Consider the following 19880-nt stretch of genomic DNA (forward strand, 5'->3'; position numbering starts at 1 on the left):
CCCTAACGCGGGCCGGCGCGCACCAGGTCAGGCCCGGCGGATCGGGATGAACGTCGGGCGGGGCTCCTCCGTCAGGAACGCGGCCACGATCCGCGTGCACAGCTCGGGCTTCTCGTGCAGGAGCACGTGCGAGGTCCCCGGGACGACGGCGAGCTCCGCGCCGGGCACGCCCCGATAGAGCGCGAGGGTGTGCTCCAGGTGGACCATGTCGTCGTCGGCCGCCATGACGAGTGTCCGCGCGGTCACGGACGGCAGGTCCTCCTCGGCCAGCGGCGGCGGCTCGGTCGCGGCCGCCTCGACGATCTTGCCGACGACCACGGGGAAGTGGTCCCGGCCGTCCGGGGAGACCTCGGCGTACGCGGCCACGACCTGTTCGGGCATCTGGGCGCCGGCGGTGGGGGTGAAGATCCAGCTCTCCCGGGTGACGCCGCAGCTGATCAGGACCAGGCGGCGCACGAGGTCGGGGCGGCGCAGGGCGACCAGCAGGGCGACGGTCGCGCCGATGCTGTAGCCCGCGAGGTGCGCGGGGCCGCCGACGGCCTTGTCGATGAACGCGGCCGTGTCCTCGGCCATCAGGTCGAGCGTGATCGGCCCCTCGACGTCGGGGGTGTGGCCGTGGCCGCGCCGTTCGGGGGTGAACACCGTGAACCGGCCGGCCAGCGTGGCGAGGTTGCCGGCGAAGTCGCGCGCGTCGCTGAACCCGCCGTGCAGCAGCACCAGGGGCTCCCCCGCGCCCTGCCGGTCGTACCAGGTCCGCACGCCGTTGACCTCGATGTGGTCCGCCATGATCGCGCCCTCTCGTCTCGTGTCGTCTGCCGGGAGGTGATACGACGCGGGCGGCCGGAACTCATCGGAGCCCTGGTCAGGGCGACGGCGGCAGCCCGAAGAGGGGGAACAGGCGCGGGCCGTCGAGGTAGGAGGTCAGGCCGGCCACCCGCCCCTCCCGGACCTCCAGCACCACGAGCGCGAACGGCCGGTGCCCGCCGTCGCCGTCCGGCAGGTAGTGCCCGAACGCCGGCATGCCGTTGGCCGCCGTGGGCACGAGCCGCGACCCCGCGCAGGGGCCCGCGGAGTGGACCAGGGCGGCGCGGATGTCCGCCCGGCCCGACAGCCACCAGGCGAACGGCGGCATGGACATGGTGGCGTCCTCGTGCAGGAGGGCGACCAGGGCCTCGACGTCGTACCGCTCGAACGCCTCGACGTAGCGGGCGAGCAGGCGCCGCTGCCCCTCGTCCAGCGGCCGGTACGGCTCGGCCCCCGGCTCTCCCGCCGTGGCCAGCGCCGCCCGGGCCCGCTGGAGGCCGCTGTTGACCGAGGCCACGGTCACGCCGAGCAGCCCGGCCACCTCGGCGGCCTGCCAGCACAGCACGTCGCGCAGGATGAGCACGGCCCGCTGGCGGGGCGGCAGGCGCTGGAGGGCGGCCACGAACGCCAGCGCAACGGTCTCCCGGGCGACGGCGATCTCGGCGGGGTCGCCGCCCTCCGGCAGGACGCGGCCGTCGGGGACCGGCAGCACCCACGCGCCGTCCGGCAGGGGCGCGCCGATGTCGGGCCCCGGCGCCGAGGCGGGGCCGAGGTCCACGGCCCGGGCCCGCCGCTGGGCGCCCTTCAGCATGTCGAGGCAGATGCCGGTGGCGATGCGGTACAGCCAGGTCCGGGCCGAGCCCCGGCTCTCGTCGTACCGGTCGAGGACGCGCCAGGCCCGCAGGAACGTCTCCTGGACCGCGTCCTCCGCCTCGAACGGCGAGCCGAGCATGCGGTAGCAGTAGCCGGTCAGCTCTCCCCGGTGCCGTTCGGCCAGCGTGGTGAGGTCCGGCCTCACGCGGTGAGGGCGGCCACGGCCGCCTCCTGGGTGTCGAAGACGGTGAACAGCCGGTCGAGCCCGACGATGCTCAGCATGCGGGTGAGATTGTCGTCGGGACCGGTCAGGACGAGCGGGGTGCCGCTGCTCCGGGTGTGGTGATAGGCCCGCACCAGCATCGTGAGGCCGGTGGAGTCGCAGTAGGTCACCCCGGACAGGTCGATCACGACGCCGGGGCCGGGGCTCTCGGGCAGGTCCTCGATCGCCCGCCGGAAGGAGCCCGCCGTGTGGAAGTCGAGATCCCCCGCCACGTGGAGCAGGACGAGTCCCGCCTCGTGGGGGTGGGTCGTGACGGTCAGCGGCGTGTCGGGCACCGGAAGCTCCTGCTCACGGGTGTCGTCGGTGACTCCCCATCTGGACGGACGGAACGGCGACCGCCCTGACAGGGGCCGCGCGGCCTTATCCTACGAAACGCCGCAGCCCCGGCGGTCCCCGGGCGGAGGGCCGGGCCGCGGCGGCGTCCGTGATCCGCTCGGGTCGGGGACGTCCGGACCAGGGAGGACGAGCGGATGAGCGATGCCGGGCGGAGCGGGCCACGCGACCTGATCTTCCCCGGTGGCAGCGAGATGGCCCGGCGCATGCGGGAGTTCGCCTGGGAGGACACCCCGATGGGCGACCCCGCGCAGTGGCCCGCGAGCCTGCGCACGGCCGCCCGGATCTGCCTGACGTCCCGCTTCCCCATGATCGTGTGGTGGGGTCCCGGCCTGCGGTTCCTCTACAACGACGCGTACCTGCCCCTGCTCGGCACCAAGCACCCGGCCCTCGCCACGCCGGGCGAGCACGTGTGGACGGAAATCTGGCACATCATCGGGCCCATGCTGGAGTCGGTGACGGCCTCGGGCGAGGCCACCTGGTCGGAGGACCTCCTCCTGCCGATGAACCGGCACGGCTACTGGGAGGAGACGTACTGGACCTACTCCTACAGCCCCCTCCACGACGACGACGGCACCGTACGCGGGGTCTTCACGGCCGTCAGCGACACCACCGAGCGGGTCATCGCCGGGCGGCGGCTGGCGGCTCTTCAGGACCTGGGCGCGCAGGCCGGCATCGGGCGGAGCGTCGAGGAGGCCTGCCACCTGGTCGCGGGGGCGCTGGAGCGCGCCGCGCGCGACGTGCCGTACGCCGCCGTCTACCTGCGCCGGCCCGACGGGGCGGGCCTCGACCTCGCCGCCACCAGCCCCCGCGGCGCCGCCGCCCTGGACGGCTGGCCGCTGGAGGAGGCGCTGGCCAACCGGCCCGTCGCCGTCGACGACGTGATGGAGCGGTTCGGCGAGCTGCCGGCGGGCGGCTGGCAGACGCCTCCCACGCAGGCGGTGGTGCTGCCGCTGCCGGGCGAGACCGGATCCGCGCCGGCCGGCGTGATCGTGCTGGCCGCCGGCGCGGGACGGGCGCTCGACGAGGCGTACCGGACGTTCCTCGACCTGGTGGCCCGGCAGACCGCGGCCCTGGTGAACGGGGCGGTGGCCTACCGCGCCCAGCAGCGGCGGGCGGAGGAGCTGGCCGAGCTCGACCGGGCCAAGACGGCGTTCTTCTCCAACATCAGCCACGAGTTCCGCACGCCGCTGACGCTGATCATGGGGCCCCTGGAGGAGCTTCGTGCTCAGCTCGCCGCCGGCGGCGGCCGGGCCCGCGAGGAGCTCGACGTCATCCACCGCAACGGGCTGCGGCTGGGCAAGCTCGTCAACACCCTGCTGGACTTCTCCCGCATCGAGGCGGGCCGGATGCAGGCCGGATTCGAGCCCGTCGACCTGTCCGCGTTCACGGCCGAGCTGGCCGGCGTGTTCCGCGCCGCCGTCGAGAAGGCCGGGCTCACCTTCGAGGTCGACTGCCCGCCGCTGCCGGAGCCGGTGTACGTCGACCCCGGCATGTGGGAGAAGGTCGTCCTCAACCTGCTGAGCAACGCGCTGAAGTTCACCTTCGAGGGCGCGATCCGTGTCGAGGTGCGGCCCGGCGACGGCGAGGCGGTGGTGCGGGTCTCCGACACCGGCATCGGGGTGCCGGGCAGGGAGATGCCCCGGCTGTTCGAGCGGTTCCACCGCATCGAGAACGCGCGATCGCGGTCCAACGAGGGCAGCGGCATCGGCCTGGCCCTGGTGCGGGAGCTGATGGCGCTGCACGGCGGCACGATCACGGCCGACAGCGCCGAGGGCATCGGGACCGTCTTCACCCTGCGGGTGCCGTACGGGCACGGCCACCTGCCGGCCGGGAGCGTGGCCCCGGCGGCCGGGGGCGCCGCCGTGTCGGCGACCGCGACCCCGTTCGTCCAGGAGGCGCTGCGCTGGCTGCCGGGCACCCCCGGCGACCAGGAGGAGCGGATCGGCGCGGTCTCCGCGCCGTTCGACGGCGGGCGCCGGGCGCGGGTGCTGGTCGCCGACGACAACGCGGACATGCGGGAGTACCTGCGGCGCCTGCTCCAGCCCCACTACGACGTCGACTCCGTGACCGACGGCGCGGCCGCGCTGGAGGCCGTCCGGGCCGCCCCGCCGGACCTGGTGGTCACCGACGTGATGATGCCCCGGCTGGACGGCCTCCAGCTCGTCGCCGCGCTGCGCGGCGACCCGCGCACCGAGGGCATCCCCGTGCTGCTGCTGTCGGCCCGTGCCGGTCAGGAGGCCTCGATCGAGGGGCTGGAGGCGGGAGCCGACGACTACCTGGTCAAGCCGTTCTCGGCGGCCGACCTGCTGGCCCGGGTCCGGGCCAACGTCGAGCTGGCCCGCCTGCGCAACCACCACGCGGGCTGGCGCGCGGCCCTGATCGACTCGCTGCAGGAGGCGTTCTTCGTCTGCGACGCGGCGGGAACGGTCCTGGAGATCAACGCGGCCTTCGCCGACATCCTGGGGTACGGCCCGGAGGGCCTTCCCTACGCCCCGCCGTACCCCTGGTGGCCTTCGGAGACCGACGACCCCGAGGGACACCGCCAGGTGGGCGAGGCGTACGGGCTGCTGGTGGGCCGGCCGCGGGGCAGCGTCATGACACCCGTACGGCACCGGGACGGACGCCGGATCTGGGTGGCCGCCACCTTCAACCAGGTGGAGGACCCCGGCAGCGGGAAACGCGTGATCGTCGGCACGCTGCGCGACGTGACGGCCGAGCGGTTCACGGCGCAGCGGGAGGCCGCCCTCGCCGCCCTGGGGGTGCGCCTGTCCCGGGCCGACAGCCTGCCGGAGGCCCTGCGGGCCGCGGTCGACGAGCTGCGGGAGATCTGGCAGGCCCGCCGCGTGCTCGCCGCGATGTGGGACGGCGCCCGGGAGCCGCTGGTGACCTCCGCGGCCGCGGAAGGGGTCCGGGCCGAGCCGGACCCCGCGCTGACGACCGCCATGGAGGGCCTGCGCGGCGGCACCGCGTTGCAGCCCGTCGTCACCGGCGGCCCCGCCGGGCTCGGCATCGCCCTCGACCACCCGGCCGGCCCGCTCGTGCTGTGGATCGAGCCCGCCCCGGCACGCCCGCTCGTCGCGGAGGACCACACGCTGCTCGCCGTGCTCGCCGGGCACCTCGGCCAGGCGCTGCACCGCATCCACACCTTCGAGCAGCAGCGGGAGACGGCGCTGGCGCTGCAGCGGGCGATCCTCGGGCCCGCGGAGCTGCCGCCCGGCTTCGCCGTCCGCTACGAGCCGGCCGCGCGGCCGCTGGAGGTCGGCGGCGACTGGTACGACACCGTTGAGCTGCCCGACGGCCGGATCGGCATCGTCGTGGGCGACTGCGTCGGCCGCGGGCTCCAGGCGGCCACGGTGATGGGGCAGCTGCGCAGCGCCTGCCGCGCCCTGCTGCTGTCGTCGGGCCCCGCGCAGGCGCTCATGACGCTCGACCGGTTCGCCCGCATGATCCCGGGAGCCCTGTGCGCCACGGTCTTCTGCGGGATCCTCGACCCGGAGACCGGCCGGCTCACCTACAGCAGCGCCGGCCATCCGCCTGGCATCCTGACCCGTCCCGACGGGTCGACGCAGCTGCTCGACCAGGCCCGGTCGATGCCGCTCGCCGTCCGCCGGGAGGAGGACCGGCCCGAGGCCACCTGCCTGCTGCCGGCCACCGGAACGCTGCTGCTGTACACCGACGGCCTGGTGGAACGGCGCCGCCGGCCCATCGACGCCGGGATCGGCCAGGCGGCCGACGCGGCCCGCCAGGGGCTGAACGACTCTCCGGAGTCCCTGGCCAACCGGATCATGAAGGGGCTGGAGCCGCCCGAGGGGTACGACGACGACGTGGCGCTGCTGCTGTACCGCCACCCCCGCCCGCTGGAGGTGACGTTCCCCGCCGACTCCGCGCAGCTCGCGCCCGTGCGCACCGCGTTGCGCCGCTGGCTGGACCAGCTCGGCATCACCCCCCGGCTGCTCGGGGACGTCCTGGTCGCCGCCGGGGAGGCGTGCGCGAACGCGATCGAGCACGGCCACCGGGACACGCCGGGGCAGCGGGTGCGGCTGGTCGCCCACGCCACGGCGGACGAGATCCACCTGGCCGTCGCCGACACCGGCCGGTGGCGGACGCCGCGGCCCCGCGGGGACGACTACCGCGGTCGGGGCCTGGCCCTCATGCGGGCGCTCATGGCCCACGTCTCCGTCGAAACGGGCGACGCGGGCACCACCATCACCATGCGGACGCAGATCCACCGATGAGCAGGCCCGCGATATCCGTGATCACGTGGCTGGAAAAGAATTGGACGGGATGACACAGGGGCTTGTACCTTGCAGTCGACCGTGACACCGCCCAAGGAGGTGAGCCCCATGAACGCTGTATCGATGTGGGTGCTCCCCCTTCCCCCCACGGTCGGGCGATTGACGTAGGTGTCGCCGGGAGCGCCTCGCCACAAAGGCACTCCCGAAAGGCACCACCTATGGACTCTCTTCCGTTCACCACCGAGCGCACGCCCCTCACGTTCGATGTGATCATCGCCGGGTGCGGGCCGGCCGGTGCGATGCTGGCCGCCGAACTGCGGCTGCACGATGTGCGGGTACTCGTCCTGGAGAAGGAGACCGAGCCCGTCTCCTTCGTCCGCATCGTCGGTCTGCACATCCGCAGTCTCGAGCTGATGGCGATGCGCGGACTGCTGGAGCGCATCCTCGAACACGGACGACGGCGTCCGGCCGGCGGCTTCTTCGCCGCCATCGCCAAACCCGCGCCCGAGGGCCTGGATTCCGCGCACGCCTATCTGCTGGGCATCCCGCAGCCGGTCATCGTCCGCCTGCTCGAAGAACACGCGATCGACCTGGGCGCGCAGGTCCGGCGCGGCTGCGCGGTCACCGGTTTCGAGCAGGACGACGAGGGCGTGACCGTCGAGCTGGCCGACGGGGAACGGCTGCGCTCGCGCTACCTCGTCGGCTGTGACGGCGTGCGCAGCACGGTGCGCAAACTGCTCGGCGTCGGCTTCCCCGGCGAGCCCTCACGGACCGACACGCTCATGGGCGAGATGAAAGTGGGCGTACCGCAGGAGGAGATCGCCGCCAAGGTGGCCGAGATCAGCGTGACCCACAAGCGGTTCTGGCTCAGGCCCTTCGGCGAAGGGGTCTACAGCGTCGTCGTCCCCGCCGCGGGCGTCGGCGACCGCGCGGAACCGCCCACCCTCGACGATTTCAAACAGCAGTTGCGCACCATCGCCGGAACGGATTTCGGCGTCCACTCCCCGCGCTGGCTGTCCCGCTTCGGGGATGCCACCCGGCTGGCCGAGCGCTATCGGGTCGGGCGGGTGCTCCTGGCCGGCGACGCGGCGCACATCCATCCACCCATCGGCGGGCAGGGCCTCAACCTGGGCGTTCAGGACGCGTTCAACCTGGGCTGGAAACTGGCCGCGCAGATCCGCGGCTGGGCGCCGGAGACACTGCTGGACACCTACGAGGCCGAACGTCATCCGGTCGCCGAGGACGTGCTGGACAACACCCGCGCCCAGATGGAACTGCTGTCCGTCGAACCGGGCCCGCAGGCCGTGCGCAGGCTGCTCACCGAACTGATGGACTTCGACGAGGTGAACCGCCACCTGATCGAGAAGATCACCGCGATCGGCATCCGGTACGACTTCGGCGAAGGCCCCGACCTGCTCGGCCGCCGCCTGCGCGACATCGACGTGAAACAGGGCCGCCTCTACGGTCTTCTGCATCGCGGCCGCGGCCTGCTGCTGGACCGCACCGAACGCCTCACCGCCGGCGGCTGGTCGGACCGGGTCGACCACCTCGCGGATCCCACTGCGGCACTGGACGTTCCGTGCGTCCTGCTGCGCCCCGACGGTCATGTCGCCTGGGTCGGCGACGATCAGCGGGACCTGGACGACCACCTGTCCCGCTGGTTCGGCAGGCCCGCCGGCTGATGTCGCCTGAGCGGTGGTCGTCCGCAGGATGGCGAGCCTATGTGCGGCACTGTCGGCCAGGAGCCGGGATGGGGCGTGCGGGCCCCGCTGACCGTCCGCGGGCGCTCCGACGCGGCCGCCGTGAGGCGGGCTGAAAAAAGTCCGGAGAAAAATCGGCGCCGATGTCGAAGCGGGGTCCTCCCGTTCGAGGCCGTAGTGGAGGGCCGGTCCGGAGCCGGTCCCCGGACTCGGAAGGAGAACGGGCGATGACCCAGCAGACCCACCTCGCGACGGCGACGGCCGCCCCGGCGTGCGACCCGGCGACCGCCACCACCAGGAGCCTCCTCGGATACGGCGTGCTCGCGGGGCCGTTCTACGTCGTCGTGTCGCTGACGGAGGCGCTGACCCGTGACGGCTTCGACCTGTCCCGGCACTCCTGGAGCCTGCTGAGCAACGGCGACCTGGGGTGGATCCACGTCGCGACCTTCGTGCTCACCGGGCTCATGACGATCGCGTTCGCCGCCGGGCTGCGGCGGGCGCTGCGTCCGGGCCGCGGCGCCGTCTGGGCGCCCCGGCTCGCCGGGGCGTACGGGGCGAGCCTGCTGGCCGCGGGGGCGTTCCGGGCGGATCCCGCGATGGGCTTCCCCGCCGGCACCCCGGAGGGCCCCGGACAGGTCAGCTGGCACGGGCTGCTGCACCTGGCCTCGGGCGGGGTGGGCTTCGCCTGCCTGGTGGCGGCCTGCCTGGTGATGGCCGCACGGTTCTCGCGGGAGGGCCGCCGGGGCTGGGCGGCGTTCTCCCGGGTGACGGGCGTGGCCGTCCTCGCGGCGTTCGCCGGCATCGCCTCAGGCGCCGGTTCCCCGGCGACCGTCCTGTCCTTCACCGCGGCGGTCGTGCTCGCCTGGGCCTGGGTCGCCGCCCTCGCCGTCCACCTCTATCGTCGCGCCGGCGCCTGAACCGCCTACACTGACCGACCGAAGGAGATCGACATGCGCTACCTGGTCCTGCTCGAGGCAGCCCAGCCGGACACCCCGCCGCCGCCCGACCTGATGGAGGCCATCGCCAAGCTCGGCGAGGAGGCCGTCGGCGCGGGCGTGCTGCTCGACACCGCCGGCCTCGCCCCCAGCGCCGCGGGGTCCCGCGTCCGGCTGGCCGGCGGGAGCCTCAGCGTCACGGACGGCCCGTTCGCCGAGGCGAAGGAGATGATCAGCTACGCCCTCTACGAGGTCAGGTCGAAGGAGGAGGTCGTGGAGTGGACCTCCCGCTTCGTCCGGCTGCACCGCGACCTGTGGGCCGGCTGGGAGGGCGACGCCCGCATCCTGAAGGTGTTCGGGCCGGAGGACTTCGGCCCCCCTGCCTGAACGCGCGGGCCGCGGATGGTTGGATCGGTGGCCATGACGGCCGCCGATCCCCCTCCGTACGAACCTCACGACCACAACGCCGCCCGCCGCGCGGTGGAGACGGTCTGGCGGATGGAGTCGGCCCGGCTGGTCGCCGGGATCGCCCGGCTCGTCCGGGACGTCGGCGTCGCCGAGGAGATCGCGCAGGACGCCCTGCTGATCGCGCTGGAGCGGTGGCCCCGCGAGGGCGTGCCCGGCAACCCCGGGGCCTGGCTGATGGCCACCGCCAAGCACCGGGCCGTGGACCTGCTGCGCCGCCGCACCCGGTACGAGGACAAGCTCGGGGAGCTGGGCCGCGATCTGCGGGCCCGCCAGGAGGCCGAGCCCGACCTGGACGACGCCCTCGACGACCACATCGGTGACGACATGCTGCGCCTCGTCTTCACCGCCTGCCATCCCGTCCTGTCGACCGAGGCCCGGGTGGCGCTCACGCTCCGCCTGCTGTGCGGCCTGACGACCGAGGAGATCGCCCGGGCCTTCCTGGTTCCCGAGCCGACGGTCGGCCAGCGCATCGTCCGGGCCAAGCGGACGCTCGCGGCCAAGCAGGTCCGGTTCGAGCTGCCCGCACCGGGAGAGCTGGCCGCCCGGCTGGCCTCGGTCCTGGAGGTCGTCTACCTCGTGTTCAACGAGGGCTACTCGGCGACCGCCGGGGACGACTGGGTGCGGCCGTCGCTCTGCCAGGAGGCGATGCGCCTCGGCCGCGTCCTCGCCGGGCTCGTCCCCGACGAGCCGGAGGCGCACGGCCTGGTGGCCCTCATGGAGATCCAGGCGTCCCGGATCCCGGCGCGGACCGGCCCGTCCGGCGAGCCGATCCTGCTGCTCGACCAGGACCGCCGGCGGTGGGACCGGCTCCTCGTCCGGCACGGCCTGGCCGCGCTCGACCGGGCCGAGGCGCTGGGCGGCGGCCCCTACACGCTGCAGGCCGCCATCGCCGCCTGCCACGCCCGCGCCGCGCGAGCCGAGGACACCGACTGGGAGCGGATCGCCGCGCTCTACCGGGTCCTCGCGCACGTCTCGCCCTCCCCCGTCGTCGAGCTCAACCGCGCGGTCGCCGTGGGCATGGCAGCCGGTCCCGCCGAGGGCCTGCGCATCGCCGACGCCCTGGCCGGCGAGCGGGCGCTCGCGTCCTACCCCCAGCTGCCCGCCGTACGGGGGGACCTGCTGGCCAGGCTGGGCCGTACGGAGGAGGCGAGGCGGGAGTTCGAACGGGCCGCGGCCCTGACCCGCAACGAACGGGAGCGGGCCGTCTTCCTGGCCCGCGCCGCCGCCTGCTGACCACGCCGGACGTCCTGGCAGGGGACCGCACCCGCGGCGGGGACGGGCCCGTCGCCGCGATCCCGCCGGGCTACCGGCGGCTGCGATCTTCGTCGAACCTGGCGGGCGTGGGGGTGCCGTGGATCCGCCGGGCGTACCTGGCGTACGCGCGGGGACCGAGCCGGGTGACGACGAACCACACCGGCGGCGGCATGGCGCCCTTGATGACCTCCAGGTGGGCGGGGTCGGCGTCGTAGAGGGCCATCCCGAAGTTCACCAGCAGCGCCTTCTTCGGCTGGTCCTTGACGGCCTCCTCGGCCACCTGTGCCCACTCGGCCGCCGTGAGGTACGTGTCGATCAGCGGCAGGACGTGCTCCTCCTCGGTGTCCAGGTGCTCGCCCAGCGGCGCAAGCATCGCGTCGAGCGCGACGGCGAGCGCGTCGCGGTCGCCCGCGTCCGCCCGGGGCCGCCACCGGTCGAGCGCGGTGTCCACCCGCACCAACGCGTCGTGCAGCACCTTGTGCTGACGCTCCATGGTCTCCACCATCGGCAGGATCTCCGTCGGTGCCCGGTCCAGCAGCTTGGGCCACACCAGCCGATCCTCGCCCTGATGATGCCGGTCCAACTCGTGGGTGAGCTTCGCGACATGGTCGGCGACCAGCCGGGCGCGGGCGACGTCCCCCGGTTCCACACGGCGCACCAGGTCGGGCGCGGCCGCGAACTCGCGCCGGAAGACCCGATGGGCCACGTACATGTCACGGCTGTCGGCCAACCGCACGGAGGTGCTGGACATTCTTTCTCCAATAGCTGGTCGATCGGCTCGGCTCGGCCACAGCGGGCCGGCGTGGACAGGCATGTGAGCGCGATGCGAACGAAGGCAGGCGCTCTCCGACCGCCTGGGGGCGGTCACGCCTCCGGGGCCTCCCCCTGTCCTTTGCCCCCGGAGGCGTGGAGTCCCTTTCCTATCACAGGTAAGATGCTTCACATAATCTAAGACAGTGAAGCGCCTCGTCACGCATGCCCCGGGGGTGCGAGGGGCGAGCTCCGTGGGACCGTACCGACCGATTGTTGATGCCACGTTTCAATTGGTTTACCGCGATACTTCGGCCGGAGAAACGGAAGGCCGTTACCTCCTCGTCGAGCCGGTCGTGAGCCGGTCTCCACGGCGCCGCGCACGGGAAAGGTGTTCTCCTCATGTCCGAACCGCAGTCTCCGCCCGGGGTCGCGCCCGGCGTGGCGCCGCATCCTCTCGGCCCGGACCCGGTGGCCGCGCTGGAGGCCTCGGCGTGGGCCCTGGCCGCCGCGCTCGGCACGATGCGGGACGCCCTGTCGGCGCCGCTCGCCGAGGTCCTCGCGGCGTCGCCCCGGCGCACCGCCGTGCTGGAGGCCGCCGGGCTGCTGTCCTGGGACGGCGCGACGCCCGTCCCGCATCCCTCACTCGTCCCCGCCGACGGTCCGGCCGGGCGGAGCGCTGTCGAGGCGCGACTGAGCTCGCTGCGCCAGGCGGTCGCCGCCGCGGCGCAGGCATCCGCCCCGGCGGGCGGCGGCTGGGCCGACCTGGACGACGAGGTGCTGCTGAACCAGGGCCGGGCGTCCGCCGCGACCGGACGAGCCCTGGCCACCCGGGTGGTGCCCAGGCTGACGGGCCTCGCCGAGCGCCTGGGCACGGCGGACGGACGCGTCCTGGACGTCGGCACGGGCGTGGCGGCGCTGGCCGTCGCCCTGGCCAGAGAGCTGCCCCGGGTGTCCGTGGTGGGCGTCGACATCCTCCGGCGCGCCCTGGACCTCGCCCGCACGGAGCTGGCCGGCGCGCCGGACGTCGCCGAAAGGATCACTCTGCGCCATCAGGACGTCGCCGAGCTGACCGAGACCGGCGCGTACGACCTGGTGTGGCTTCCCGCGCCGTTCCTGGCCCAGGAGACGCTGGAGGCCGCCCTGCCCCGGCTGACCGGCGCGCTGAGGCCCGGCGGGTGGATCGTGACGGGCACCAACCCGCCCGCCGCCGACCCCCTGCGCGCGGCGGTCGGCCGCTGGACCGCCGTCCGCAACGGCGGCAACGCCTGTGACACGGACCGCATGGCCGAGGACCTGGCCGCGGCCGGCCTGGACGACGTGCAGCGCTTTCCGACCGTCCCGGGAGGGCCCGTCCTGGTCGCGGCGCGCCGTCCGATCTCCTGACGCCCCCCGCCGCTCACGCCCGGTGTGACGTCAGGTGCCGTTGGTGACGGGGCTGGCCAAGGTGATCGGGTCGGGGGAGAGCCAGGGGCGTACCCACGCCTCCTCCTCGCGCAGGATGAGCTCGCCGCAGCTGTCGCACACTCTGCCCGGGGTCGTGACCTGGCCGCACCTTTGGTGGATCACCTGCATCGAGCCGGTCGGCTCGGCCGGCTCGGTGTGTTCCTCGCCCCAGACGGCCAGAGCGTGCAGCACCGGCAGCACCTCGGCTCCCGCGGTCGTGAGCCGGTATTCGTGCCGGGTGCGTCCCCCGTCGCGGTAGGGCACCCGCGTGAGCAGTCCGGCTTCGACCAGCCGGGCGAGTCTGTTGGACAGGATGTTGTCGGCGATGCCGAGCTCGGCGCGGAAGGCGTCGAAGCGGGTGGTGCCGAGGTTGGCGTTGCGCAGGATGAGCAGCGTCCACCGCTCGCCCAGCAGGCCGACGGCGCGGCCGATCGGGCAGGGAACGGGCATCTGTGGCGTGGTCGTCACACCGGCCTCCTTGCGCACCCGACACTGGCTTGCATGAAGCAAGTCTAGCCCAGGGGGCCGGAAAGAGGGTCGGTCCCCCACTGCGCAGCGCTTCGACCTGGCAGCCGCCTCTTCGGCCACTCCCAGTAGGTCGAGCCGTCAACGCCTGCGCGTTCTGGCTTGCATTCCGCAAGTTGTCGACGTAACGTCGCAGGTGAAAAGACTTTCGTTTCGAAAGTCAGGCCGGTCGGCAGGCCTGTTCTGACCGGCCCGCACGGGTGAAGGGGGAATCGCCATGACGGCCATCCGGACCCATCCTGTCCAGGACGTGGCGCGCGAGGTCCACCGGCTGAGCGTGGACACGGGCATGCCGTTCGCGGCCTTCCGGGAGGCGTACGAGCGGGCCGTGCCGCCGCTCGACATGGCGGAGTTCGAACGCCTGCGCCTCTCCGGCGCCGGCTGGGACGTCGTCCTGCGAACCGTCGCGGACAACGCGCCCCACGGCTTCATGATCTTCTGGAGTCTGGACAACACGGCGATCATGCAGGGCTCCGGCGACCGGTGGCGCAGCGTGCAGTACCTGATGGGCAACCAGACCATCGCTCAGCGGATGTTCCACCACGATCCCGGTGTCCTGCTCTACGCTCCGCTGCGCACCACGATCTACGAGGACGCCCGCGGGGTGACGCGCTTCTCCTTCGACCAGCCGAGCGCCCAGTTCGCCTCCTTCGGCGATCCCGACATAGCGGCCGTCGGCGTCGACCTCGACCGGAAGGTCGCCGCCCTCCTCGACCACCTCGGCGTGCCCGTGCCGGAACGGCTCGTCCCGGCGGACGCCGCTACGAGATAGAGACGCGGCGTCGATCCGCGTCCAATCGCAGGGCCGGTTCGACATCACCACTTCATGAGGAGATCTGTCATGTCCGCTGTGCTCATCACCGGCGCCTCGAAGGGCATCGGCCGGGCTGTCGCCGTCGAGCTGTCAGCCCGGGGTCACCGGGTGATCGCCACCGCGCGCCGTCCGGAAACGCTGGCCGACCTGCCCGTCGACCGGCGCCTGCGCCTTGACGTCACCGACCAGGACAGCGTCGACCAGGCCATCCGCGACGCCGGCGACATCGACGTGGTGGTCAGCAATGCCGGCGAGACGGTACGCGCGCCTCTGGAGAGCGTCCCGCTGGCGGAGGTCGAACGCCTCTTCCAGCTCAACACTCTGGGTGCGCTGCGGGTGGCGCAAGGCGTGCTCCCGGCGATGCGCGAAAGGGGAGCGGGCCGCCTCGTCTTCATCTCCAGCATCCAGGGGCGTCTCGTGCTGCCGATGATCGGCCCTTACGGCGCCAGCAAATGGGCGCTGGAGGCCCTCGCGGAGACGCTCGCCATCGAGACCCGTCGCTTCGGCATCAAGGTGAGCGTGGTGCAGCCCGGCGCGGTCTCCTCGGGTGGCGCCGAGCGTGCCAAGGTGTTCCTCAAGGTGGACGACCCGTACACCCCGCTGTACGAGGCGCTCGCCGTCCTCCGCGGCGAGTCCGTCACCCCCGAGGAGGTGGCAGCCGCGGTGGCCGACACGATCGAGCAGCCTGACCCTCCGCTGCGTGTGCCGGTCGGTGCACCCGCCAACCGGGTCCTACGGGCCCGCAAGGAGGCTCCGGAGAACGAGCCCTTCCTGACGGCCGAGATCGAGTGGTAGTCGTGGTGCGCCCGGCGCGACGAGCCGACCGTCCGAAGAACCCCTGCGGGGAGTGGTGTCGGCCATGGCGGTGAACAAACCCGGCTCAGCCGGCTCGCTGATGGGACAGCCGCATCCGCTGGACAACTCCGTCTACGCGGCGCTGACCGGGCCGCACGCCCACCTGGCGCTCCGACGTGGCAACGCGTTGCGGTATCCGTCGGACGTGTCACCGTTCATGGCGCTGCCGGACTCCCCTGACGACACCGACTGGGCGGACATCGGGGCACTCGCCGGTCCCGGCGGGGACGTCGCGCTGACTGGCCGCACGGTCGAGCCTCCGGACGGCTGGAAGGTCGTGAGGCGAGACGCCGTGCTCCAGCTCATCGGCGACAGGATCGTCGCCGCGCCGGACGCGGAGGCCGTCCGTCTCACCGAGGCAGACGTTCCGGACATGCTAGCTCTGGCCGGACGCACCAAGCCGGGACCGTTCCTGCCGCGCACGATCGAGCTGGGTACCTACCTGGGTATCCGACACGGCGGGCGGCTGGTGGCGATGGCCGGTGAACGGCTGCGCCCTCCGGGCTGGACGGAGATCAGCGGAGTCTGCACCGACGCCGACCGGCGCGGACAGGGGTTGGGGACGCGGCTGGTGCTCGCCGTCGCGGCCGGCATCCGCGAGCGCGGCGAGACGCCGTTCCTGCACGTGGTCGCGTACAACACGAACGCCCTCCGGCTGTACGAGTCGTTGGGGTTCCGGCTGCACCGCACGGCGACCCTCGTGCTCACCCGGCCGCCGGGGGAATGGGGAAGTTCTGGTCGAAGACGTTCCCTGGGTCGTACCGCGCCTTGATCCGGCGGAGCCGGGTGAGCGTCTCGCCGGGGAAGGCGTCGTGCAGCCGCTCCGGGCGCGTGTCGGTCTCGAAGTTGAGGTAGAGACCGTCGAGGTGGGGGCGCAGCGCGTCCCAGTGGCGCAGGAAGGCCGCCTGCCGTCCCCCGACCGACGAGAGCGAGAAGTTCTGGTGGCGGTGGGCGTAGGCCGTCGCCAGGGGGTCGACGTCGTTGACCGCGCCGCCGACGGAGCGGATCGCCACCCAGTGGATGTCCCGGTCGCGCAGCCCCGCCTCGATCCGTCCGGCGATCTCGGGGGTGAGGTGGCCGGCGAGGCCGCTTCCGAGGAGCGGCCGGTCCACGCCGCCGTTGTGCGGGGTGTCGCTCGCCGGGACGATCGCGGCGTAGGGGACGACCGCGGCCTGCTGGTCGAGGAGCGGTCCGAGCCCCAGCAGGGGGGTGAGCACGTCGGTGGCCGCCTGTGTGTCGTCGCCGGCGTACACGCTCACGAGCTGCGCGATCGGGGACGCGCCCCGCTGGGCCGACAAGTAGAGGAAGCCGGTCAGCTCGCGCGGCGCCTCCTCCTGGAGACGGCCCCACTGTTCGAGCAGCGGAGCGGTGGCGGCGGCGTCGAAGACCATCCTCGCGTAGACGACGTCGCGCAGCGGGTAGGCCTCGAGCTCGATCGCGGTGACGACGCCGACGTTGCCGCCCGCGCCCCGCACGGCCCACAGCAGGTCCGGATGCGTCTCGGGGTCGGCGCGCACCACGGCGCCGTCGGCGAGCACGAGGTCGGCCGCCACGACGTGGTCGATGGTCAAACCGTGCCTGCGGGCCAGGAACCCGATGCCCCCGGCCGTGGCCAGCCCGCCCACGCCGACGTCCCCGAAGTCGCCGGAGCTCATCGCCAGCCCGTACGGGTGCAGGGCCTCGGCGACGTGACCCCAGCGGGCGCCGGGGCCGAGCCGGATGCGGCCGCCGGCCGGGTCGAGGACCTCGATCCCGTTGAGCCGGCCGAGGTCCACGACGACGCCGCCGTCGTTGGTCGAACGGCCGCTGATGCCGTGGCCGCCGCTGCGGATGGCGAGCGGGACGTCCTGCGCCCGGGCGAAGCCGAGCGCCGCGACGACGTCCTCCACGCTCTCCGGCTGGATCACCAGCCCGGGTGATCCGGAGCGCATGTAGGTGGAGCGCACCGAGGCGTAGCGCCGGTCGCCGGGCTCGACGGCCTTGCCCCGCAGCGCCGCCGGGAGGCCGTCGTAGTCGATGCCGTCACGCCGGAGCGCCCGTGCTTTTGGGCGCACCACCTCCCCCGCCGCCGTCCCGGAGGCGCCGCGTTCGCGCGCCACGGCCTCGCGGAGAGCGGGCGCGACCTCCCCGCCCCACACCTCGATCGCGCGGGGCTCGTCGCCGAACAGGATGAAGGTGCTCACGCCCTGCTCCAGGACCAGCGGCAGCAGGTCGTCCACCCACTGCTCAGGGGGTCCCTGGAGGAATCCCCGGCCGGTCGGCGCGAAGGTCCCGCCGACGTTGAGCAGGCGGCGGATCTCGCGGGGGTCGCGGCCCGCCTCGGCGGCCGCCTCGTCGATGATCGTGTTGCCCCGCTCCAGGTCGCCGTCCTTCATGTAGGGGAGGCTGGGGAGCCAGCCGTCCGCCTTCGCGCCGACGAGCCGCAGCATGCGCGGCTTGAGGGCGCCCAGCCAGATGGAGATGTCGTGCGCCGGCGCGGGTCCGCGCTTGGCGCCCCGGACGCGGTAGTGCTCGCCGTCGACGCGCACCCCGCCGCGCTCGGAGGGGTCCCACACCGCCCGGATGACGTCGATCGCCTCGCTCAGGGCGTCGATCGCCTCACCCGGAGTGCGACGGGGGCCGCCCATCGCCTCGATGGCGTCCCAGAACGCGCCCGCCCCCAGGCCGAGCTCGAACCGCCCGCCCGACAGCAGGTCGAGGCTCGCCGCGGACCGCGCGAGCACCGCCGGCGGCCGCAGCGGCAGGTTGATCACGTTGGCCGACACCCGTACCCGCTCGGTCTGCGCGGCCACCCAGGTCAGCAGCGTCCAGGTGTCCAGGAACGCGGCCTGGTACGGGTGGTCCTGGAAGGTGACCAGGTCGAGCCCCGCCCGCTCGCTCAGCCGCGCGAGGGCGACGACGTCCTCCGGCCGGTCGTTGCGCGGGGTGATGAACGTGCCGAAGGCCGGTTCGTGTCCGTAGTCCGCCATGGCCCTTGTCCTCGCTTCGAGATTAGAAGTGACTACTTATCTCCTAGCGAGCTCGGGGATGGGCCTATTCCCCTGCCTGCCGCCGCCCCTCGGACGGCAGGTTCTCCTGCGCCCATTGGGAGATCTGCTCGAGCGCGGGCATGAGCGCCCGGCCGCAGTCGGTCAGGGCGTACGAGACGGAGACGGGCGGGCCCTCGTCGACGGTGCGGGCGATCAGGCCGGCCCGGGTGAGCTCGGCGAGCCGCTCGGACAGGACGGAGTCGGAGATCCGGCCGATCGCGCGCGACAGCTCCCGGAATCCCGACGGCCGGCGTCCGAGGACGCCGAGGAGCACGGCGTTCCAGCGCTTGCCGAGGAAGGTGAACGCGCGGGCCAGCGCGGCGTCGCCGCGCAGGCAGGGCTCGGAGACGGTGTCGGACGGGGCGGTCTCGGATGTGCCGGGCATGCGTCCAGACTAAAACGCCTTTTCGATGTCCCTTCGGAAAACGAAGCAGGTCAGTCGCCGGGGGCCCCGCCGAAGAACTCGTGCCAGCCGCGGACGTAGCCGGGGTGCTCCAGCGAGGCGATCAGGCCGGTCACGAAGCGGCTTTCCGCGTCGAGCACGGCCACCCGGTACTCGTCGTCCGCCAGGAACACCCACGTCACGCCGCCGTCCGCGGCCTCCCGGACGGCCGTGCGGATCTCCTCGATCTCCCCCGTCAGCGCGTCCAGCCGCCGCCGGAGCAGGCCGGCCGCCTCCTCCGGCGGGATCGCCCCGAGCAGGGACAGCGCGACGCCGAAACGCGGGTACTCCGGCCGCGGGGTGGCCAGGAGGTCGCGCAGCCAGTCGAACAGCTCGGTGCGGCCCTCGCCGGTCAGGGCGTACAGGGTCCGCTCGGGCCGCTGGGTGTCCCGGACGGTCTCCTGCTCGGCCACGAACCCGGCCTTGTGGAGCTGCTCGACCACCATGTACAGCGACCCGCGGTTGTACTTGATGTGCCGGTCCTTGCCGTGCTCCTGAAGCCGCCGGCCCATCTCGTACGGATGCATGGGCCCCGTCAGCAGCTCCGCCAGCACCGCCAGCGCCAGCGGGTTGGCCACCTTGCGCCGCTTGTCCACGCCCCCTCGACCCCTCATCCTCCCGGCAGGACGATCCCCCGAAGGCGACCCTAGCGGGCGGCGCGCCCGGATGGAGCGCCCGGATGCTCCGCATGCTCAGCGGCCGCGCTCAGGACCTCCCCCGGCCGGTGAGGTTGTCGAGCATCCGCCGTAGCAGGCCGGTCACCTGGAGCACCTCCTCCTCGGAGAACCCCGACAGCAGCCGGGCGCTCGCCGTGCCGAAGACCGGCGCCAGCCGGGGCGCGAGGGCCCGGCCCTCGGGCGTCACCTCGACCACGACCGACCGCCGGTCGCCCGGATGCGGGCGGCGCGCGAGCAGTCCCTTGGCCTCCAGCCGGTCGAGCAGCCGCGTCATCCCGGCCGTGTCGGTGCCGACCTCCGCGGCCAGCCGGTTGGGGCTGGTCTCCTGGCGCGACGCGTGCAGGAGCACCGCGGCCTGCTGCGCGGTCAGGTCGAAGGGGGCCAGCAGCGCGTCGACCGTCGTGCGCAGCTCCCTGCCCACCTGGTTGAGCAGCGAGCCGCCGCCCAGCACGAGCCCGAAGGGGACGCCTGTGTTCTCGCGAGGTTCCATGGGCCAACATTAGCTGCCGCGACG

The 19880-nt window shown here is 73.5% G+C and carries 18 protein-coding genes; 9 read left to right on the forward strand and 9 right to left on the reverse strand.

Annotation, left to right across the window (positions count from 1 at the left end):
* Positions 1-27: 27 nt before the first annotated feature.
* The 3 genes from MPTA5024_RS02585 to MPTA5024_RS02595 form a co-directional block, all read right to left on the reverse strand.
* On the reverse strand, positions 28-786 hold the full coding sequence (locus MPTA5024_RS02585; RefSeq protein WP_036319323.1) for an alpha/beta fold hydrolase: 759 nt from the start codon (positions 784-786) through the stop codon (positions 28-30).
* 76 nt (positions 787-862) lie between these two features.
* Positions 863-1822, reverse strand: a complete 960-nt coding sequence (locus MPTA5024_RS02590) for a sigma-70 family RNA polymerase sigma factor (RefSeq protein WP_036319326.1) — start codon at positions 1820-1822, stop codon at positions 863-865.
* A complete protein-coding gene (locus tag MPTA5024_RS02595) occupies positions 1819-2175 on the reverse strand; it encodes an STAS domain-containing protein (protein ID WP_036319328.1) in 357 nt (118 codons plus the stop codon). Before MPTA5024_RS02595 ends, MPTA5024_RS02590 begins: the two co-directional genes overlap by 4 nt.
* Positions 2176-2370: 195 nt before the next feature.
* Here MPTA5024_RS02595 and MPTA5024_RS02600 point away from each other — a divergent pair, with 195 nt between their 5' ends.
* The 5 genes from MPTA5024_RS02600 (at position 2371) to MPTA5024_RS02620 (ending at position 10807) form a co-directional block, all read left to right on the forward strand.
* Positions 2371-6471 (forward strand): SpoIIE family protein phosphatase, encoded by a 4101-nt coding sequence (locus MPTA5024_RS02600; protein WP_036319331.1) that lies wholly within the window; start codon positions 2371-2373, stop codon positions 6469-6471.
* A 218-nt stretch (positions 6472-6689) separates the two neighbouring features.
* Entirely contained in the window at positions 6690-8153 is a 1464-nt protein-coding gene (rox, locus tag MPTA5024_RS02605; protein WP_036319334.1) for a rifampin monooxygenase, read from the forward strand.
* Between the two features lie 245 nt (positions 8154-8398).
* Positions 8399-9088, forward strand: a complete 690-nt coding sequence (locus MPTA5024_RS02610; RefSeq protein WP_036319337.1) for a DUF998 domain-containing protein — start codon at positions 8399-8401, stop codon at positions 9086-9088.
* Between the two features lie 33 nt (positions 9089-9121).
* Entirely contained in the window at positions 9122-9493 is a 372-nt protein-coding gene (locus MPTA5024_RS02615; RefSeq protein WP_036319340.1) for a YciI family protein, read from the forward strand.
* Positions 9494-9526: 33 nt separating this feature from the next.
* Positions 9527-10807, forward strand: coding sequence for an RNA polymerase sigma factor (locus MPTA5024_RS02620; protein WP_051457629.1), 1281 nt, complete (start codon positions 9527-9529; stop codon positions 10805-10807).
* 70 nt (positions 10808-10877) lie between these two features.
* On the opposite strand, the gene MPTA5024_RS02625 is transcribed toward MPTA5024_RS02620, so the two are convergent.
* Complete coding sequence (locus MPTA5024_RS02625) at positions 10878-11579, reverse strand: hemerythrin domain-containing protein (RefSeq protein WP_036319344.1); 702 nt, start codon at positions 11577-11579, stop codon at positions 10878-10880.
* 401 nt (positions 11580-11980) lie between these two features.
* Here MPTA5024_RS02625 and MPTA5024_RS02630 point away from each other — a divergent pair, with 401 nt between their 5' ends.
* Positions 11981-12964, forward strand: coding sequence for an SAM-dependent methyltransferase (locus MPTA5024_RS02630; RefSeq protein WP_036319347.1), 984 nt, complete (start codon positions 11981-11983; stop codon positions 12962-12964).
* Between the two features lie 30 nt (positions 12965-12994).
* On the opposite strand, the gene MPTA5024_RS02635 is transcribed toward MPTA5024_RS02630, so the two are convergent.
* Positions 12995-13492: a winged helix-turn-helix transcriptional regulator gene (locus MPTA5024_RS02635; RefSeq protein WP_198166919.1), complete on the reverse strand. Its 498-nt coding sequence runs from the start codon at positions 13490-13492 to the stop codon at positions 12995-12997.
* A 274-nt stretch (positions 13493-13766) separates the two neighbouring features.
* Between MPTA5024_RS02635 and MPTA5024_RS02640 the strand changes: the two genes are divergently transcribed.
* The 3 genes from MPTA5024_RS02640 (at position 13767) to MPTA5024_RS02650 (ending at position 15990) form a co-directional block, all read left to right on the forward strand.
* A complete protein-coding gene (locus MPTA5024_RS02640; RefSeq protein ID WP_051457630.1) occupies positions 13767-14321 on the forward strand; it encodes a DUF302 domain-containing protein in 555 nt (184 codons plus the stop codon).
* A gap of 78 nt (positions 14322-14399) precedes the next feature.
* Positions 14400-15158, forward strand: coding sequence for an SDR family oxidoreductase (locus MPTA5024_RS02645; RefSeq protein ID WP_198166920.1), 759 nt, complete (start codon positions 14400-14402; stop codon positions 15156-15158).
* A gap of 64 nt (positions 15159-15222) precedes the next feature.
* The gene (locus tag MPTA5024_RS02650) at positions 15223-15990 is read left to right on the forward strand and encodes a GNAT family N-acetyltransferase (protein ID WP_051457998.1); all 768 of its coding nucleotides are present in this window, start codon (positions 15223-15225) and stop codon (positions 15988-15990) included.
* Here the strand turns inward: MPTA5024_RS02650 and MPTA5024_RS02655 are convergent.
* The 4 genes from MPTA5024_RS02655 to MPTA5024_RS02670 all read right to left on the reverse strand — a co-directional run bounded on the left by MPTA5024_RS02655 (position 15923) and on the right by MPTA5024_RS02670 (position 19856).
* Positions 15923-18187, reverse strand: a complete 2265-nt coding sequence (locus MPTA5024_RS02655; protein WP_036319357.1) for an LLM class flavin-dependent oxidoreductase — start codon at positions 18185-18187, stop codon at positions 15923-15925. The genes MPTA5024_RS02650 and MPTA5024_RS02655 overlap by 68 nt on opposite strands.
* A gap of 64 nt (positions 18188-18251) precedes the next feature.
* Positions 18252-18632, reverse strand: coding sequence for a winged helix-turn-helix transcriptional regulator (locus tag MPTA5024_RS02660; RefSeq protein ID WP_036319360.1), 381 nt, complete (start codon positions 18630-18632; stop codon positions 18252-18254).
* A gap of 50 nt (positions 18633-18682) precedes the next feature.
* Positions 18683-19285, reverse strand: coding sequence for a PadR family transcriptional regulator (locus tag MPTA5024_RS02665; protein ID WP_036319363.1), 603 nt, complete (start codon positions 19283-19285; stop codon positions 18683-18685).
* A 109-nt stretch (positions 19286-19394) separates the two neighbouring features.
* Positions 19395-19856, reverse strand: coding sequence for a MarR family winged helix-turn-helix transcriptional regulator (locus MPTA5024_RS02670; RefSeq protein ID WP_051457632.1), 462 nt, complete (start codon positions 19854-19856; stop codon positions 19395-19397).
* Positions 19857-19880: the final 24 nt, after the last annotated feature.

The sequence above is a fragment of the Microbispora sp. ATCC PTA-5024 genome (assembly GCF_000511135.2).
Taxonomy (GTDB): Bacteria; Actinomycetota; Actinomycetes; order Streptosporangiales; family Streptosporangiaceae; genus Microbispora; species Microbispora corallina.

Coding starts and splice junctions, on each gene's coding strand:
- MPTA5024_RS02585 (WP_036319323.1), bottom strand. CDS start 786: ATGGCGGACCACATCGAGGTCAACGGCGTGCGGACCTGGTACGACCGG.
- MPTA5024_RS02600 (WP_036319331.1), top strand. CDS start 2,371: ATGAGCGATGCCGGGCGGAGCGGGCCACGCGACCTGATCTTCCCCGGT.
- rox (WP_036319334.1), top strand. CDS start 6,690: ATGGACTCTCTTCCGTTCACCACCGAGCGCACGCCCCTCACGTTCGAT.
- MPTA5024_RS02610 (WP_036319337.1), top strand. CDS start 8,399: ATGACCCAGCAGACCCACCTCGCGACGGCGACGGCCGCCCCGGCGTGC.
- MPTA5024_RS02615 (WP_036319340.1), top strand. CDS start 9,122: ATGCGCTACCTGGTCCTGCTCGAGGCAGCCCAGCCGGACACCCCGCCG.
- MPTA5024_RS02620 (WP_051457629.1), top strand. CDS start 9,527: ATGACGGCCGCCGATCCCCCTCCGTACGAACCTCACGACCACAACGCC.
- MPTA5024_RS02625 (WP_036319344.1), bottom strand. CDS start 11,579: ATGTCCAGCACCTCCGTGCGGTTGGCCGACAGCCGTGACATGTACGTG.
- MPTA5024_RS02630 (WP_036319347.1), top strand. CDS start 11,981: ATGTCCGAACCGCAGTCTCCGCCCGGGGTCGCGCCCGGCGTGGCGCCG.
- MPTA5024_RS02640 (WP_051457630.1), top strand. CDS start 13,767: ATGACGGCCATCCGGACCCATCCTGTCCAGGACGTGGCGCGCGAGGTC.
- MPTA5024_RS02650 (WP_051457998.1), top strand. CDS start 15,223: ATGGCGGTGAACAAACCCGGCTCAGCCGGCTCGCTGATGGGACAGCCG.
- MPTA5024_RS02655 (WP_036319357.1), bottom strand. CDS start 18,187: ATGGCGGACTACGGACACGAACCGGCCTTCGGCACGTTCATCACCCCG.
- MPTA5024_RS02660 (WP_036319360.1), bottom strand. CDS start 18,632: ATGCCCGGCACATCCGAGACCGCCCCGTCCGACACCGTCTCCGAGCCC.
- MPTA5024_RS02670 (WP_051457632.1), bottom strand. CDS start 19,856: ATGGAACCTCGCGAGAACACAGGCGTCCCCTTCGGGCTCGTGCTGGGC.